At 71.3% G+C, this 16,179-nt stretch carries 11 protein-coding genes and 3 pseudogenes; 4 read left to right on the forward strand and 10 right to left on the reverse strand.

Annotation, left to right across the window (positions count from 1 at the left end; all coding sequences use genetic code 11):
* Positions 1 to 428: 428 nt before the first annotated feature.
* On the reverse strand, positions 429 to 1,547 hold the full coding sequence (locus AB4030_RS11290) for a glutamate--cysteine ligase (protein ID WP_442279324.1): 1,119 nt from the start codon (positions 1,545 to 1,547) through the stop codon (positions 429 to 431).
* A gap of 261 nt (positions 1,548 to 1,808) precedes the next feature.
* Between AB4030_RS11290 and AB4030_RS11295 the strand changes: the two are divergent.
* A pseudogene (locus AB4030_RS11295) lies at positions 1,809 to 3,236 on the forward strand (MDR family MFS transporter).
* A 55-nt stretch (positions 3,237 to 3,291) separates the two neighbouring features.
* The gene (locus AB4030_RS11300) at positions 3,292 to 3,780 is read left to right on the forward strand and encodes a pyridoxamine 5'-phosphate oxidase family protein (protein WP_442279457.1); all 489 of its coding nucleotides are present in this window, start codon (positions 3,292 to 3,294) and stop codon (positions 3,778 to 3,780) included.
* Between the two features lie 161 nt (positions 3,781 to 3,941).
* Here the strand turns inward: AB4030_RS11300 and AB4030_RS11305 are convergent.
* Positions 3,942 to 4,787 (reverse strand): annotated as a pseudogene (locus tag AB4030_RS11305) (DNA topoisomerase IB); the annotation flags it as partial.
* A gap of 56 nt (positions 4,788 to 4,843) precedes the next feature.
* Positions 4,844 to 5,059 carry a hypothetical protein gene (locus AB4030_RS11310; protein ID WP_442279325.1) on the reverse strand — a complete coding sequence of 72 codons (216 nt, stop codon included), beginning with the start codon at positions 5,057 to 5,059 and terminating at the stop codon, positions 4,844 to 4,846.
* Positions 5,060 to 5,253: 194 nt separating this feature from the next.
* Between AB4030_RS11310 and AB4030_RS11315 the strand changes: the two genes are divergently transcribed.
* Positions 5,254 to 6,585 (forward strand): FAD-dependent oxidoreductase, encoded by a 1,332-nt coding sequence (locus AB4030_RS11315; RefSeq protein WP_442279326.1) that lies wholly within the window; start codon positions 5,254 to 5,256, stop codon positions 6,583 to 6,585.
* Positions 6,586 to 6,592: 7 nt separating this feature from the next.
* On the opposite strand, the gene AB4030_RS11320 is transcribed toward AB4030_RS11315, so the two are convergent.
* From AB4030_RS11320 to recR, 3 genes and pseudogenes are all read right to left on the reverse strand, one after another.
* The gene (locus tag AB4030_RS11320; protein WP_442279327.1) at positions 6,593 to 7,864 is read right to left on the reverse strand and encodes an aspartate kinase; all 1,272 of its coding nucleotides are present in this window, start codon (positions 7,862 to 7,864) and stop codon (positions 6,593 to 6,595) included.
* Positions 7,865 to 7,994: 130 nt separating this feature from the next.
* Complete coding sequence (locus AB4030_RS11325) at positions 7,995 to 8,582, reverse strand: DUF5063 domain-containing protein (protein ID WP_442279328.1); 588 nt, start codon at positions 8,580 to 8,582, stop codon at positions 7,995 to 7,997.
* A 181-nt stretch (positions 8,583 to 8,763) separates the two neighbouring features.
* Positions 8,764 to 9,303, reverse strand: a pseudogene (recR, locus tag AB4030_RS11330) (recombination mediator RecR); the annotation flags it as partial.
* A gap of 671 nt (positions 9,304 to 9,974) precedes the next feature.
* Between recR and AB4030_RS11335 the strand changes: the two are divergent.
* Complete coding sequence (locus tag AB4030_RS11335) at positions 9,975 to 10,316, forward strand: aminotransferase class I/II-fold pyridoxal phosphate-dependent enzyme (protein ID WP_442279458.1); 342 nt, start codon at positions 9,975 to 9,977, stop codon at positions 10,314 to 10,316.
* A gap of 306 nt (positions 10,317 to 10,622) precedes the next feature.
* Here AB4030_RS11335 and AB4030_RS11340 read toward each other — a convergent pair whose 3' ends face one another.
* From AB4030_RS11340 to AB4030_RS11355, 4 genes are all read right to left on the reverse strand, one after another.
* Positions 10,623 to 11,744: a HoxN/HupN/NixA family nickel/cobalt transporter gene (locus tag AB4030_RS11340; RefSeq protein ID WP_442279329.1), complete on the reverse strand. Its 1,122-nt coding sequence runs from the start codon at positions 11,742 to 11,744 to the stop codon at positions 10,623 to 10,625.
* 45 nt (positions 11,745 to 11,789) lie between these two features.
* Positions 11,790 to 12,464: a lysophospholipid acyltransferase family protein gene (locus AB4030_RS11345; protein ID WP_442279330.1), complete on the reverse strand. Its 675-nt coding sequence runs from the start codon at positions 12,462 to 12,464 to the stop codon at positions 11,790 to 11,792.
* Between the two features lie 135 nt (positions 12,465 to 12,599).
* Positions 12,600 to 13,358: a class I SAM-dependent methyltransferase gene (locus AB4030_RS11350; RefSeq protein WP_442279331.1), complete on the reverse strand. Its 759-nt coding sequence runs from the start codon at positions 13,356 to 13,358 to the stop codon at positions 12,600 to 12,602.
* 65 nt (positions 13,359 to 13,423) lie between these two features.
* Positions 13,424 to 16,030: a DNA polymerase III subunit gamma and tau gene (locus AB4030_RS11355; protein ID WP_442279332.1), complete on the reverse strand. Its 2,607-nt coding sequence runs from the start codon at positions 16,028 to 16,030 to the stop codon at positions 13,424 to 13,426.
* Positions 16,031 to 16,179 lie beyond the last annotated feature (149 nt).

A 16,179-nucleotide genomic window follows, 5' to 3' on the forward strand; every position in this document is an offset into this window, starting at 1 on the left:
TGCGAGGAACCGGCCAGGACGGCTGTGATGACAAGACGACGCTTCGACACCACCGACCCTGCCGGATCCGGTTATGCCGATGACCTGCGACACGCCATTCCGATGTCCTGAGACAGCCCATTCCGATGTCCTGAGATCGGACACTGTCACCCCGACCATCCGAAGGGCCTGGTGGAGAGCGAGAACGTCGCCTTCCACCAGGCCCTTCGTCATGTGGCTGCACCCGCCGCAGTGACTGGCGAGCAGGGGCACGACGACGACGCCGGTCGAACCGCCGAGCAGGTCACCCAGACTCGGTCCCTCGAGACCAGGCGCCCGGACCAGGATGGCGACGACCGACAGGAACGGGACGGCTGCGACGACGACCAGCAGGACGCCGGCGCGCAGCGCACTCGCTTTCCGTCGGGTCCAAGCCAGGCGTCGACTGGCTAGCCCGCGCCCCGCGACGACGTCTCGCGGACCGACGCGGCGACGACGTCGACGAGCTGCCCGGTGTGCGCCATCACGGCCCGCTGGCGGATGGCACCGTTGCCCTCCGCGCGCACCCGGGCGAGCCCCTCCCGCACCATCTCGAGATCCCCGGCCGCCTGCAGGGCCGGCCCCACGTGGTCGACGAGCGACTCGAGCACCGACCAGCACGGCCTCGGCAGCTCGGTGCGCCAGTCGATGAGGTTCCCCTCGAGCCCCTCCCGCCCGGCCTGCCATGTCGCGAACCGCAGCATCTGCGTCGGCACGTCGGGCGCCGCCCTGCCGGCCGCCCACTCGAGCGCGGCCGTCTCGACGAGTCCTCGGCACAGGGCCGCGACGACGATCGCCTCCTCGACGCTGAAGCAGACGTCCGCGGCGCGGATCTCCACGGTCGGGTAGTGCTGGGACAGACGGGCGTCGAAGTAGACCATGCCCGGGTCGAGGATCACCGAGCTCAGCGCCATCCTGCGCACGAGCCGGTGGTAGCCCTCAGCCGAGCCGTAGCGGTCGGCCGGCCCCCACGAGGGCCATCTCGCGAACGCCTGGGACCTGTAGCTCGCATAGCCGGAGTCCTGGCCGTTCCAGAAGGGAGAGTTGGCGCTGAGCGCGAGCAGTGACGGCAGCCAGACCCGGATGCGGTCCAGGACGCCCACGCCCTCCTCGTCGCTGTCCACGGAGACGTGCACGTGGCAGCCGCACGTGAGGTGCTCACGTGCGGTGAGCTGGTAGCGGTCCCCCAGCCAGTCGTACCGCGGCGACCTCGTCAGGACCGGGCGCACGGGCAGCGGTGAGGTGGCGAGCGCGGCGACGCTCGAACCCGTCCCCCGCGCCGCCGAGACGGCCTCGGAGCGCCACCTCCGGACCTCGGCACGGAGGGCGGCCATGTCGGCGGCCGGCGCGGTGCGCGTCTCGATCTGCTGCTGCTGCAGCTCCGCCGCGATGGCTCCGTGCACCCCCACGCCCGCCGACTCGGGGCGCCGGCGCGGGGCGTGCGCCAGCATCTGCCCGGAGACCGATCGCGGTCGTCCGGTGCGCACGTCGACGAGCAGCATCTCCTCCTCCACACCGACCGTTCGCACCGCGACTCTCCTTCCCCGGCCACCAGTGGACGGATGCCGTCGGTCCGGGCCTGAGTCCACAGTGGCAGCAACGAGACGCTGCAGCAGGCCGATGCGCGGTCCCGGATGCCGAGCGGTCGGGAATGAACCGCGCCCACGAGCGTTGTCCCTCTTTGTCGCCGCCCGCGCCGGGCACCCGGCTCCGCCAGCATCAGGAGGATCGTGTCCACCTCGTCGAACCTGGGATTCCGCTCGGACCGTGGGCCGATCCTCATCGCCCTCATGCTGTCGACGTCGCTCATCGCGCTCGACTCGACGATCCTGGCGACGGCCGTCCCGTCCATCGTCGCGGACCTCGGCGGCCTGACCCAGTTCCCGTGGCTGTTCTCGGTCTACCTGCTGGCGCAGGCCGTGTCGGTCCCGGTCTATGCCAAGCTCGCCGACACGGTCGGACGAAAGCCGGTCATCCTCGTCGGGATCGGACTCTTCCTCGTCGGCAGCATCCTCTGCGGGTTCGCTTGGGACATGGGCTCGCTCATCGTCATGCGAGCCCTGCAGGGCCTCGGGGCCGGCGCGGTGCTGCCCATGACGACCACGATCGCCGCCGACATCTACACCGTGGCCGAGCGCGCCAAGACCCAGGGCTACATCGCGAGCGTGTGGGCCGTGTCGTCCGTCGTCGGTCCCACGCTCGGCGGCGTCTTCTCCCAGTTCGCGTCGTGGCGGTGGATCTTCTTCGTCAACATCCCCTTCTGCCTGCTCGCCGCGGGCATGCTGTGGCGCAACTACGACGAGTCCGTCGAGCGACGCCGGCACCGCATCGACTACGCCGGGGCCAGCGTGCTCACGGTCTCGTTGACGCTGCTCATCCTCGCCGTCCTCGAGGGCGGCCAGGCCTGGGCGTGGAGCTCGTGGCAGAGCATCGGAGCCTTCTCCGTCGGCGCTCTCCTGCTCGTCATCTTCGGCTTCATCGAGCGCCGCGCACCGGAGCCGGTGCTGCCTCTGGAGATCCTGACGCGCCGACTCATCGTCGCGACGTGCCTCATCAGCATCGGCGTCGGCGCCGTGCTCGTCGGCCTCACCTCCTACGTCCCGACCTTCCTCGAGCGCTCGACGGGAGCCACGCCGATCGTCGCCGGGCTCGCCGTCGCCGCCCTCACCATCGGCTGGCCGATCTCGGCGTCGCAGTCCGGGCGTCTCTACATGCGCATCGGCTTCCGCCCGACCGCGCTCATCGGTCTGGTCATCGCGACCCTGGGCGCCCTGTCCCTCTGGATCGTCTCCTCGACCCCGAACGTCTGGGCCACGGCCGGGTCGTGCCTCGTCGTCGGCCTCGGGCTCGGCCTGGTGGCGACCCCGACCCTGATCGCGGCCCAGGCCTCCGTGCCGTGAAACGAGCGCGCCGTCGTCACCGGCACCAACATGTTCATGCGCTCGGTGGGCAGCGCGGTCGGCGTCGCGATCTTCGGCGCCATCGCCAACGCCGTCATCGCGGCTCGGGGCGGGGACGCCTCGAGGGCGGCCGTCCAGGCCGGCTCGACGGCGGTCTTCCTCGCCGTGCTCGTCGCAGCCGTCGTCAGCATCGCGGCCGGCCTGCTCATGCCGCACACGCGGGCCGAGGACGTCTCCCACGGGGGCACCGGGGAGAGCACCCCGGAGGAGGCCGATCTGGACCTGGCCGAACCCTCGACACGCTCGACCACCGCCTGAGCGCATCGGGTACGTGGCCGGTGACAGCGTCACCGACCCCGACGAGGAGTACGCCATGAGCGAGCACGACGACGGCACGAAGAAGGTCGCAGACCTCATCAAGGACATCCGGATCGCGATGCTGACGCACGTGGACTCGAACGGCGCACTCGTCAGCCACCCGATGGCGACGCAGGAGGTCGAGTTCGACGGCGACGTCCTCTTCGTCGCGGAGCGCGACAGCCACAAGGCCCGTGACATCGCCGCGCAGTCCCCGGCGAAGGTCAATGTCGCCTACAGCTCGCAGAGCTCGTGGGTGTCGCTGTCCGGCACCGCCACGATCGTCGATGACACGGCCAAGCTCGCCGAGCTGTGGAACTCCTTCACGGGCGCGTGGCTCGAGGGTGGCCCGGAGAACCCCAACAACATCCTCATCAAGGTGAGCGCCGACTCGGCCGAGTACTGGGACTCCCCGGGCGCGAAGGTCACGCAGATCGCCAACTTCATCAAGGCGAAGGTGACCGGCGAGCGCCTGGAGGGCGACAACGAGGTCGTCGACCTCTGACCGCCTGACAAGCCTGCGTATGCCGTCGGGTTCCCTTCGCTTCGAAGGGAACCGAGGCGGCTGCGATCCGCCTTGGTCAGGCGGTTGAGACTGCGCGCGATAGTGCGGCCGACGGCATACTCGTCGAGGACCCGAGGGTCGACGTACGACCTGCGCGCGACGGCGGGCGTGTTGCCGAGGTGCTCCGACACGACCTTCATGGTGTCTTTCTCGGCCCGCTTGAGCTCGCGCTCGGACGCGACGGGACCGATCCGGGCGAGGGAGACGGCCGCGGTCACGGTCGCCGCCCAGGTGCGCAGGTCCTTGACGGTGTGCTCCTCGCCGACGAGCTCCTTGAACGCGACGTTGAGGTCGCTCGACCGCAGCTCGTGCCATCCGTCGGTGTCGCGGTAGGCCAGCAGCCGCTCGCCCGGATAACCACTTCGCTTGAGGGACAGCACGATCCGCGCGAGCAGCTGGTCGGTCATGACCGCCTCGCGGGTGACCCCGGACTTCGCGGGGAACTCGAACGTGACGTCCTCGCCACTCACGGTCACGTGTGAGCGCAGGAGGGTCGCCACCCCGTGGGAGCCGTGCTCGGCCTCGTACTCCTCACCGCCGCTGCGGAAGAGTCCGGCGTCGAGCATCCGCAGACCGGCGGCCGTGACGCGCTTCTTCGTCAGCCCGTTCGTGCGCAGGTCGGCGGCGATCTGCTTGCGGGCGGCGGGCAGCTTGCGCGCGAGGACCATGACGCGGTCGTGCTTCTCGCGGCCACGCTCCTCGTGCCAGGCCCCGTGGTAGAGGTACTGGCGACGGCCGGCGTCGTCGGTGCCGACGGCCTGGATGTGCCCGTTGGGATGCGGGCTGATCCAGACGTCCTGCCACGCCGGCGGGATGACGAGAGCCGTGATCCGCTCCCGCGTGGCCGGGTCGACCGTGCGACCGTCGGCGTCGACGTAGCCGAAGCCGCGGCCTCGCCGCACTCGACGGATCCCGGGCTTGTCGATGACGCTCCGACGCAGTCTCACGTCGAGGAGATACCCGGTTCGTCACGGTGCGCGAACACCCGGTCCGGACGAGGCCGTCAGTCGGGTGGCGACGACTCCCGCACACCGGCCGTCTCGGACGTGGCGTCCTGGGTCTCGCGGGTGTCGCTCGCGCGGTCCGGGCCGTCGGGCGTCGACACCGGCACGATGTCGGGCACGTGGATCTCCACCTGACCGGGTGACGGCGGCGGGTCGGGTGTGACGGGCGGGAAGACCGAGCCGTCGCTCTGCAGATGTGATTCGTGAGGGGTCACGTTGGCCGTACCTATCGCCCCGAGTAGGTGACTGCTGCTGTGTCTTCGACCATACCCGCGGCCCGCACCGGTGAACCTGTGAACCAGGGACGGGCATATGCCGCAGATCGCGGCGGCGCGCCTGCGGGGAGCCCGAAATCGCTTGACGCCCAGCAGGTCCACTCCCACTGTGGAGATGCGAGGGGGTGGTGGTCGTGAAGGTCGCCGTCATCGGAGGAGGTCCCACGGGGCTCGTCACGGGAATGGGTCTCGCACGCCGCGGGCACCAGGTCGTGGCGGTCGACCGGGACCCCGGACCCCCGCTGGACGGGGGAACCTGGGCCCGCCGGGGCGTCATGCAGTTCCACCACGCGCATGCCTTCCGACCCCAGGTCGGCGAGGTGCTCCGCGCCGAGGCGCCTGCGGCGTGGGACGCGTGGCTCGCCCTGGGCGGTGAGCCGATCGAGATGCCGCTCCCCGACGGCCGGACGCTGCCGGCCGGTGTGCGCTCGCGCCGTGAGACCTTCGAGCGGGCCGTACGGTCCGCGGCGCTCGAGCAGCCCGGCCTCGAGATGCGCACCGGTCACGTCGACGGCGTCACGACGAGAGGCGGCCAGGCCCGGGGCATCCGCGTCGACGGCTCGGACCTCGAGGCCGACCTCGTCGTCGACGCCTCCGGCCGGTCCGGGCGGGTCAACCGGCACCTGCGGGCCCCCGGGATCGGCGGTGAGTGCGGGATCGCCTACGTCGACCGCGCCTACCGTCTGCTGCCGAACGCCCCGCTGCCGCGGATGACGAATGCCATTGCCTGGCAGGGCAACTACGTCGGCTTCATGGTTCTCATCTTCCTCCACGAGAGGGGCATCTTCTCCGCCCTCATCATCCGGTCGACGGCGGACCGGAACCTCGTGGGGCTCAGACACGTGAGGGCGTTCGAGGCCGCGAGCGCCGCGATTCCGGGGCTCGCCGAGTGGACCGCGACCGAGGTCGCCGAGCCGTTGACCGACGTGCTCCCGGGCGGGCCGCTCCTCAACGTCTACCGCGGGCAGCGTGGCCCCTCCGGCGACCTCGCCCTGCCGGGGCTCGTCTTCGTCGGCGACGCAGTGTGCACGACGACACCGAACTTTGGCCGAGGTGTGACGACCTCACTCACCCAGGTCAGCGAGCTGCTGCGCCTGATCGACGTGCACGGACCCGACGTCGAGGCGGTGGGCGAGGAGCTCGACGCGTGGGACGAGGCGCGGATGCGGCCGTGGGTCGAGGACCACATCGCGATGGACCACGCCCAGGCTCGGCGCTGGGCCGGGGACGACATCGACCTTTCCGGGCACCTGCCGTCGGACGTCATCATGATGGCCGCCGCGCAGGACCCGTCCATCGGTGAGGCCATCGGGCCGTACGTGTCGATGCAGGCCCTTCCCTCGGTCCTGGGCACCGTCGAGGAGAGGGCTCGGGCCGTCTACCGCTCCGGCTGGCGCCCGCAGCCCGACCCGGGCCCGTCACGCGAGGAGCTGGCCGACATCGTGGCGACCGCCGTCCCCGCGTGAGGTCCCGTCAACGACCGGTGCCGCCGTAGACGATCGCCTCGTCCGCGGAGTCGAGCCCGAAGGCCGTGTGCACGGCGCGGACGGCGTCGTCGAGCTGCTCGGCCCGCGTCACCGCCGAGACGCGGATCTCGGAGGTCGAGATCATCTCGATGTTGATGCCGGCCTCGGCGAGCGCGCCGAAGAACTTGGCCGAGACGCCCGGGTGGCTCTTCATGCCGGCGCCGACGAGTGCGATCTTGCCGATCTTGTCGTCGAGGCGCAGGTCGGCGTACTCGACCTCGTGCTTGATCGACTGGAGCACCTGCATGCCGCGGGCGCCGTCGGCCTGCGGGAGGGTGAAGGAGATGTCGGTCTTCGCCGTCTCGGCGGCCGACACGTTCTGCACGATCATGTCGATGTTGATGCCGGACTCCGCGATCGCGCCGAAGATCTTGGCGGCGATGCCGACGCGGTCGGGGACGCCGACGATGGTGATCTTGGCCTCGCTGCGGTCGTGGGCGATGCCGGCGATGATCGGAGCTTCCACAGCGCCTTCTCCTTCGTAGGGGTTGTCCTTGATCCAGGTGCCGGCCTTCTGCGACCAGGACGAGCGCACGTGGATGGGGATGCCGTAGCGGCGGGCGTACTCGACGCAGCGCAGGTGCAGGATCTTGCTGCCGTTGGCGGCGAGGTCGAGCATCTCCTCCATCGACAGGACGTCGAGCTTGCGGGCGCTCGGCAGGACGCGCGGGTCGGCGGTGAAGACGCCGTCGACGTCGGTGTAGATCTCGCAGACGTCGGCCTCGAGCGCGGCGGCCAGCGCGACGGCGGTCGTGTCGGACCCGCCCCGGCCCAGGGTGGTGATGTCCTTCGTCGTCTGGCTCACGCCTTGGAAGCCGGCGACGATCGCGATGTGGCCGGCGTCGAGGGCGCTCTGGATGCGACCCGGAGTCACGTCGATGATGCGCGCGGCGCCGTGGGCGTCGTCGGTGATGACGCCGGCCTGGCTGCCGGTGAATGACCGGGCCTCGGCGCCGAGCTGCGCGATCGCCATGGCCACCAGGGCCATCGAGATGCGCTCACCCGAGGTGAGGAGCATGTCGAGCTCACGCGCGGGCGGCGCGGGCGTCACCTGCTCGGCGAGGTCCATCAGCTCGTCCGTCGTGTCGCCCATCGCCGAGACGACGACGCACACGGAGTGCCCGGCCCGCTGCGTCTCGACGATGCGCCGGGCCACCCGCTTGATGGCCTCGGCGTCGGACACGGACGAACCGCCGTACTTCTGGACGACGATGCTCACTCTGGCTCCGGATCTCCTCGGTGGTCTGCGGTGCGTCCGAGTCTAGGCTCGGACGCTCGGGACCCATCGGGACGTCACGATGGTGAGATGTGCGCCGATTCGTCCCGCGCGCCGCACGTTCTCGCGCGGACTAGGGGTGCAGCGCGTCGAACTCCGCCTCGCCGACGGTCTCCTCGTCGGCGTCGAGGCGCAGGTGGGCGAGGATCGAGTGGAGCGAGCGGAGCGCCGTCAGACCCCGGTCACCCCAGTGCGACAGGTAGCCGAACTGCCACCACCACAGGGCCTCGAGCTTGCGCCCGGTCGCGTAGTGCTTGAGTCCGTGGCTCAGCGACACCGCCACGTCGACGAGGTCGTTGGTGATCGAGCCGTCGGCACGCTCCGTGGACGTGATCGGGTCGATGACGTAGACGTAGTCGTCGATGCCGGCGAAGACGTTCGCGAGGCCCGTGCGCAGCGGGTCGGCGTCGTCGTCGGTCGCGTCCGGTTCGAACCGCTCCTCCGGCACGACGTCCTCGATCGCCCCGAGCCGCGCGCCGGCGAGGAGCACCTGCGAGAGCGCGAGCGTCAGCAACGGGAGCGCGGTGTCGGGCGAGCTGCCCGACGCCACCTCGGTGACGGATGTCAGGAAGGCACTCGCCTCCGCGGCGGTCAGATCGGCCAGGCCCGACAGGTCGTCGACCTCGCTCGCGTGGCCCTCGGTCACCGGGTCATCAGTCATGGTCCCAGCATGCCGTATGCCGTGTGGCGCGGTCGCCCCGGGAACGAGCGCACCAGCGCTGGTGCCTCATCGACCCGCCCCCCTTCTCCAATCGAAAGAGCAATCCGCCCCCTCCGATCGAAAGAGCAATCCGTCCCCTCCGATCGAAAGAGCAATCCGCCCCCTCCGATCGAAAGAGCAATCCGTCCGCCTCGATCGAGAGAGCGATCCGTCCGCTGACCGTCACGGTGAGGCCGACGTCGCGCAGCAGTCGGCTCAGGTAGGTGGCCGTGGCCTCGCCCTCGAGGTTGGGGTCGGTCGCGATGATGACCTCCTGCACCTCACCGGAGGCGAGGCGCGTCATGAGCTCGCGCACCCGCAGGTCGTCGGGTCCGATGCCGTCGATGGGGCTGATCGCGCCACCGAGCACGTGGTACTTCCCGCGGAACTCGCGCGTGCGCTCGATGGCGACGACGTCCTTGGGCTCCTCGACGACGCAGATCGCCGTGTGGTCGCGGCGCGGGTCGGCGCAGATGCGGCACTTCTCGGCCTCCGCGACGTTGCCGCACTCCTCGCAGAAGCGGACCCGGGCCTTGACCTCGGTCAGCGCCGTGACGAGACGCGTGACGTCGTCGGAGTCCGCCTGGAGCAGGTGGAAGGCGATGCGTTGCGCGCTCTTGGGACCGACTCCCGGGAGTCGTCCGAGCTCGTCGATCAGGTCCTGCACCGCGCCTTCGTACACACCGCAACCCTAAGCCTCGCAAAGCCGTCCTGCGGACCACCGCACCGGTCTAGCGTGGCCGCACGACGACGGCGACGTGGCCAGACGAGGTGACACAGTGCAGGCCGACCCCGACCAACACGCACAGGGTGGGTCCGTCTCACGCCGCAGCCAGCAGATCCAGGCAGCCACACCGTTCCGGATGCTCTTCGGTTTCCTGCGCCGTCGCGCCGCGGAGGAGACCGGTCGCCGCGACCACGGAGTCCTGGACTTCACCTTCGGTGACCCGCACGAGCTGGCGATGCCGGCCTACGTCGACGCGCTGCGCGAGGCCGCCGTGCCGCGTGACGAGCTGTGGTTCGCCTACAAGCAGAGCGAGAAGCCGCCCCAGGACGCAGCCGCGGCCTCGCTCGAACGCGTCGTCCCGCTCGGCTGGACCGGCGACCACCTCCGCATGACCACCGGTGGCTTCGGCGCGATCACCGTGGTGATGAAGACGGTGGCCGACCCCGGCGACGAGGTCGTCTACACGCTCCCGCCCTGGTTCCTCTACGAGATCCTCGCCATCGAGGCCGGCCTCGTGCCAGTCAAGGTGCCGGCGCTCCAGCCGAGCTTCGACCTGGACCTCGGGGCCATCTCCGCCGCGATCACGGCCCGCACGCGCATCATCGTCGTCTCCAGGTCGCGGGCGGCTGGCTCTTCCCGAACGCGGTCATGCAGTATGCCGTCCCCGACCTCGAGCGCCTCTCCCTCGACGTCGCCGCCCTCCAGGCCAAACGCGACCGGCTCGTCACGGCGCTGCGTGGGATGGGCTATGGGTAGCCTCCCCGGAGGGCACGTTCTACCTCTGGCCGCGCTCGCCCGTCCCGGACCACGAAGCGTTCGTCGCATCGCTCGAGCGTCGCGGCGTCCTCGTGATTCCGGGCGCGCTCTTCGAGACGCCAGGATGGTTCCGGATCTGCCTCACGGCGACCGCCGAGTCCATCGAGGCTGCCCTGCCGCACTTCCGCGCCGCCATCGAGGCCACCCGCTAACCCCTCTAACCCCGCTGAACCCTCTGACCCGGCCCCACCCCCGCACCAACCCCGCCCCGGCGGACTTGTGACGGTCAAACCCCGCGCCACCCCCGCACCAACCCCGCCCCGGCGGACTTGTGACGGTCAAACCCGGCCCCACCCCCGCACCAACCCCGCCCGGCGGACTTGTGACGGTCAAACCCCGCGCCACCCCCGCACCAACCCCGCCCCGGCGGACTTGTGACGGTCAAACCCCGCGCCACCCCCGCACCAACCCCGCCCCGGCGGACTTGTGACGGCCAAACCCGCCGCGGAGGGCTGCGCTCAGGCGCCCCCGTCGGGCAACCCCGCGGACCAGCGCTCCTCGATGCGCCCGAGGCGCCACACGGCGAGCGCCACGGCCCAGGTGACGACGAAGAGCCCGACGATCCAGAAGCCGACGTCTGCGAGGTCGATCGAGCCGATCCACGCGACCGGACCCGAGGTGATGTCGAGCTTGTCGCCGAGGAGGCCGGCGAGCTCGATGACCCCGATGACGAGGGCGACGGCGACCGAGAGCGCTGTGATGGTGATGTTGTAGTAGATCTTGCGCACCGGCTTGCTGAAGGCCCAGCCGTAGGCGAAGTTCATGAACGACCCGTCGATGGTGTCCAGGAGCGACATGCCCGCGGCGAAGAGCACCGGGAGGATGAGCACGGCATACCAAGGCAGGTTGGCCGCGGCGGCGCCGCCGGCGATGACGAGCAGCCCGACCTCGGTGACCGTGTCGAAGCCGAGGCCGAAGAGCAGCCCCACGGGGTACATGTGCCAGGACCTGCGCACCGTCCGCGTCACGCGCCCGAGGATCCGGTTGAGCAGGCCACGCTTGTCGAGCTGGGCATTGAGCTCTGCCTCGTCGTAGTCACCGGCACGCATGCGTCGGAAGACCTTGAGGATCCCGACGAGCGCGGCGAGGTTGATGAGGCCGATGAGGACGAGGAAGACGCCGGAGACCGCGGTCCCCCAGACTCCCGTCACCTGCTGGAGGGTCGAGCTGTCGTCCTCGATCGCGCCGGCCAGCGCCCGGATGCCGAAGGCGACGAGCGCGACCATGACGAAGACGACCGACGAGTGGCCGAGGCTGAACCAGAAGCCGACGCTCATCGGGCGCTGGCCCTCGGCCATGAGCTTGCGCGTCGTGTTGTCGATGGCCGCGATGTGGTCGGCGTCGAACGCGTGCCGCATGCCGAGGGTGTAGGCCGTCACCCCGAGCCCGACGCCGAAGAGCTGGCCGGCCACCTGGTACTGGTGCGGTGCGACGACGCCGACGAGCAGGCCCCAGCCGACGAGGTGCAGCACGAGGATGACCGTGGCCATGCCGAGCAGGCTGCGGCGTTCACTGCGGCCGAGACGGCGGGTCGCCGACGCTCGGGCGGTGGCGAGGGACGACGCTCGGGCTTCGGTCACGGACCCACGCTAGATGCGACAGGGTCGCATCTGCAAAGGAATCGCTCAGATCGGGGACTCGGCGCCCGGCACCTCGTTGTACGCGTCGGCGCGCTCCTGCCCGCTCAGCTCGGCGATGGCCGCCATGACGCGGTCGGTCAGCAGGCGACGCGCCTTGCCCGCGGGCATACCGGCATACTCCTCGACCCCGATCGGGGCGCCGAAGCGCACCGTGACCTTGGCGAGCTTGGGGAACCGTGCCCCGACCGGCTGGATCTGCTCGGTGCCGATGAGCCCCACGGGCACGATCGGCACCTGCGCCGTCAGGGCCAGCCAGGCGACGCCCGTGCGGCCCCGGTAGAGCCGGCCGTCGCGTGAGCGGGTGCCCTCGGGATAGATGCCGAAGGCGTCACCGGCCCTCAGCAGCTCGAGCGCCGTGTCGAGGCTCTCCTGGGCGGCGCTCGCCGAGTGGCGGTCGACCGGCACCATCCCGACAGCCGTGAAGAAGCCCTTGCGCAGGAAGCCGCCGACACCCGTCCCGGTCCAGTACTCCTCCTTGGCGAGAAAGCGGACCTGCCGTGGGGACGCCAGCGGGATCGCGAAGGAGTCGATGAACGACAGGTGGTTGCTCGCGACGATGACACCGCCCTGCCGCGGGATGTTCTCCTTGCCCTCGATCGTGGGCCGGTACAGCGCATGGGACAGCGGGTACAGGAGGTTGCGCCCGAGGCTGTAGAACATGGGCCACAGCCTAGGGCCGGGGGCGGACCGTCCGTGGCGACCGTCCGTCGCAGCCGCCGGATGACCACCCTTTGGTATGCCGGGTGAGCGCGTCCGCTCGGTCCGCGTCAGCGCGTCTGAGTCAGCCGGTCTGCGTCAGGCCCGGGCGCGCACCGCCCACGCGGTTGCCATGATGTAGAAGGGCGGATCGGGCAGCAGCTGCCGGCAGCGTTCACGCAACCGTGCTCGCGCCATCTCATCGAGGCTTCGCACGTGCGCGCCCGCGGGTCCCACCCCGAACGTGTAGGGCACCCACCAGTCCTCGAAGGTCGGGTGTCGCACGGTGACGGTGAGGGCGGTGTCCTCGATCTGGTTCAGGCCGGCCTGGTCGCACAGGTGCGCCAGCTCGCCCTCCCGGGTCCCGGGCCTGCCGGACTCGTCGTCGACGTCGGGGTCGAGGTCGCGTGCCGCCCGCCAGAAGGGGGCCAGCGGCGCGCCACCGCCGGCGAGGTCCCAGACGCAGGCGGACACCGTGCCGCCGGGGCGCGTGACCCGGGACATCTCCTGCAGCCCGAGCACCGGGTCCGCCATGAAGCTGACGACGAGCTGGGCGAGCGCGTGGTCGAAGAGGTCGTCGGGGTAGGGCAGCCGCTCTGCCGTCGCGGTCTGCACGTCGAGCGTCGGAAACGCCTGCCGCAGGGCGGCGAGCAGCTGCAAGGACGGGTCGACCGCGGAGACGCCGTCGACCCCCAGCCGCTCGATGAGCACACGGGTCAAGGCCCCGGTTCCACAGCCCACATCCAGCGCCCGACTGGGTCTGGCCACACCTGACCAGTCGGCGAACCGCTCGGCGAGCGGCCCCGAATACCGCCCCATGAACCGGTTGTACGCGTCCGCCGCAACCTCGAAGGTCACGCTTCGACGCTACTCCGGGACGCGCCTGCCCCTCCGGGTTATGACGATTGCCGGCCCGTGGACGGTCAGTTGTCGAGCTCCTGGACGACGCGGCCGCCGAGGACCTTCTCGATGACAGAACGCCCGACGTCGCCGGACTGCTCGATGTCCTCGTCGTCGTCGCTCACGGCGGAGTCGTCGGTGACTGGCTGTCGCGGCTCGTCGTCGGTCGAGCGCGCACCCCCGGCCCGCGACCGGGCCTGGGCGAACGACTGCCGCACGGCACTCGCCCCACGCACCGCCGAGTCCGTCGGCGCGTCTCCCCCGGAGGCGCCACCTGCCGAGGCGCCACCTGCCGAGGCGCCACCTGCCGAGGCGGCACCCGCCGCGGCGCCCGTGGGCGGCGGCGCGGACGGCGACGCAGCGGACGGCGAGGCGGGGGCCGGCCCGGTGGCCCAGTCCGGGGCCGGACCCGTCGTCGATCCCCAGCCGGCATTGTCCTGGAGCGACCGTCCGGAGACCGGGCTCAGCCCGGCGTCGGCGAGCGCCGCGCCTCCCGACGGGGACGATCCACCGTGGCCGCCGGTCCCGGTCGGAGCGTTGCCCCCGGGGCCGGCGGAGTCATGCCCCGCGCCGGCATCACCCCATGACGAACGACCCGCACCACCGTCACCAGCACCGGCGCCCCCCTGCCCGCCGTCGGCCGGACCACCCGGGGCGCCCTTGCTCGGCGGGTCGGGAAGCCCCGCGGGGACGACTCCCGGCGGTGGCGCGACCGGAGTCTGCTGCGACACGGTGTCCATGTGGATGCCGTCGACGACGGCGTCGACCCCGAGCTCGTCGATGAGCGCCTGGCGCACGATGTCGGCGTGGTTGCCCGCTCGGAAGGTCTGCGTGAGCCCGGCGGTCGCGATGCCGAGCGTCAGGGTCCTGCCGTCGAAGGCCGTGACCTGGGCGTTCTGCGAGACGAAGGTCCACGTGATGCGGCGCATCGTGAAGATGCGACCGAGGACGTTGGGCCACGCGCGCCGGATGGCGTCGGTGTCCATGCCACCGGCCGACCCAGCCTGCGTGGCTTCGCCCGGCCGCCCTGCGGCCGAGGGCGGCTCGGGCGCCGGGACCGAGGCGGCGGACGAACCCGCCGAGGGGCCCGCGCCGGACCGGACCTGCTCGGACGCACCGGCGAGGTGCTGGTCACCAGTGCTCGACTCGACGACAGCGGACGGGCCACCGACCGACTCGGCCGGCGTCATGACGGGTGGCGCACCGACCTCGGCACGCGCCGCGTCGATGCGGCCCGCATCACCAGGGCCTGGACTCGACGCCGGACCAGACGGGCCGCCGGCGGACTCGATGCCCGTGCTGCGACCGCCGCCACCCATGCCGCCGGCGGCGTGCGAGGCACCCGCCCCGCCACCGCTCGAGGGGGGCGTGTAGTCGGAGACCGTGCGGGGCGGAGCGGACGCCGCGGGAGCGGGCGGCGCGTGACCGGCCGGTGCCGGAGCGTCACCGCGGGCGGCGGTCGGGACTCCCCCGACGTCGAGGCGGCGCTCGAGACGGTCGAGGCGGGCGGCATACCCCTGCTCGCCGGAGGCGGCCGGCAGGAGGATGCGCGCGCAGATCAGCTCGAGCTGCAGCCGCGGGGCGGTGGCGCCGGTCATCTCGGTGAGGCCCGTGTTGACGATGTCGGCCGCACGCGAGAGCGCACCCGGGCCGAAGGCCGCCTGCTGCACGCGCATGCGCTCGAGCTGGTCCTCGGGGACGCCGCGCAGCACCTGCCCGGCGCCCTCGGGGATCGCGGCCACGATGATGAGGTCGCGGAGGCGCTCGAGCAGGTCCTCGACGAAACGGCGCGGGTCGTGGCCCGACTCGATGACCTTGTCGATCTGGCGGAAGGTGGCGGCACCGTCGCCGGCCGCCAGCGCGTCGACGGTGCTGTCGAGCAGCTCGCCGTCGGTGAAGCCGAGCAACGACACGGCGCCGTCGTAGGTCAGGCCCTCGGGACCCGAGCCGGCGATGAGCTGGTCGAGCACCGACAGCGAGTCACGCACCGAGCCGCCGCCCGCACGTGTGACGAAGCTGAGCACCCCCGGCTGGGTCGCGACGTGCTCTGACTCGAGGAGCCGCTCCATGTAGCTCGTGAGCTTGGCCGGCGGCACGAGCCGGAAGGGGTAGTGGTGCGTGCGGGAGCGGATGGTGCCGATGACCTTCTCGGGCTCGGTCGTCGCGAAGACGAACTTCACGTGCTCCGGCGGCTCCTCGACGATCTTGAGCAGGGCGTTGAAGCCCTGCGGCGTCACCATGTGCGCCTCGTCGATGATGTAGATCTTGAAGCGGCTCTGGGCCGGGCCGTAGCTCGCCCGCTCGCGCAGGTCACGGGCGTCGTCGACGCCTCCGTGGCTCGCGGCATCGATCTCGATGACGTCGACCGAGCCGGAGCCACCACGGGCGAGCGCCACGCACGAGTCACACGTGCCGCACGGGATCGGCGTCGGCCCCTGCTCGCAGTTGAGGCAGCGCGCGAGGATGCGCGCGCTCGTCGTCTTGCCGCAGCCGCGTGGCCCGCTGAAGAGGTAGGCGTGGTTGACCCGGCCCGTGCGCAGCGCCTGCATGAGCGGCTCCGTCACGTGCTCCTGGCCGATGACGTCGGCGAAGCTCTCGGGCCGATAGCGGCGGTACAGGGCGGTGGCCATGCCCGAAACCCTAACCGCCAGGACCGACGCCGGGAACGCCGACCGAAGGGCCGCCGCATCGGGGGGCGAAAGGGTGAACAGCTCCTTACGGTGCGCCGTTCCGAGGGCGGATGTCGGCGGCTGTGCCTAGGGTCGATGCACCGGCCCGT

It is taken from the genome of Terrabacter sp. 2YAF2, from assembly GCF_052114705.1.
Classification (GTDB): domain Bacteria; phylum Actinomycetota; class Actinomycetes; order Actinomycetales; family Dermatophilaceae; genus Terrabacter.

What these genes read in the sequence shown, in the direction of transcription:
- AB4030_RS11300 (WP_442279457.1), top strand. Translation starts at nt 3,292, where the DNA reads ATGAGCGAGCACGACGACGGCACGAAGAAGGTCGCAGACCTCATCAAG.
- AB4030_RS11345 (WP_442279330.1), bottom strand. Translation starts at nt 12,464, where the DNA reads ATGTTCTACAGCCTCGGGCGCAACCTCCTGTACCCGCTGTCCCATGCG.
- AB4030_RS11325 (WP_442279328.1), bottom strand. Translation starts at nt 8,582, where the DNA reads ATGACTGATGACCCGGTGACCGAGGGCCACGCGAGCGAGGTCGACGAC.
- AB4030_RS11355 (WP_442279332.1), bottom strand. Translation starts at nt 16,030, where the DNA reads ATGGCCACCGCCCTGTACCGCCGCTATCGGCCCGAGAGCTTCGCCGAC.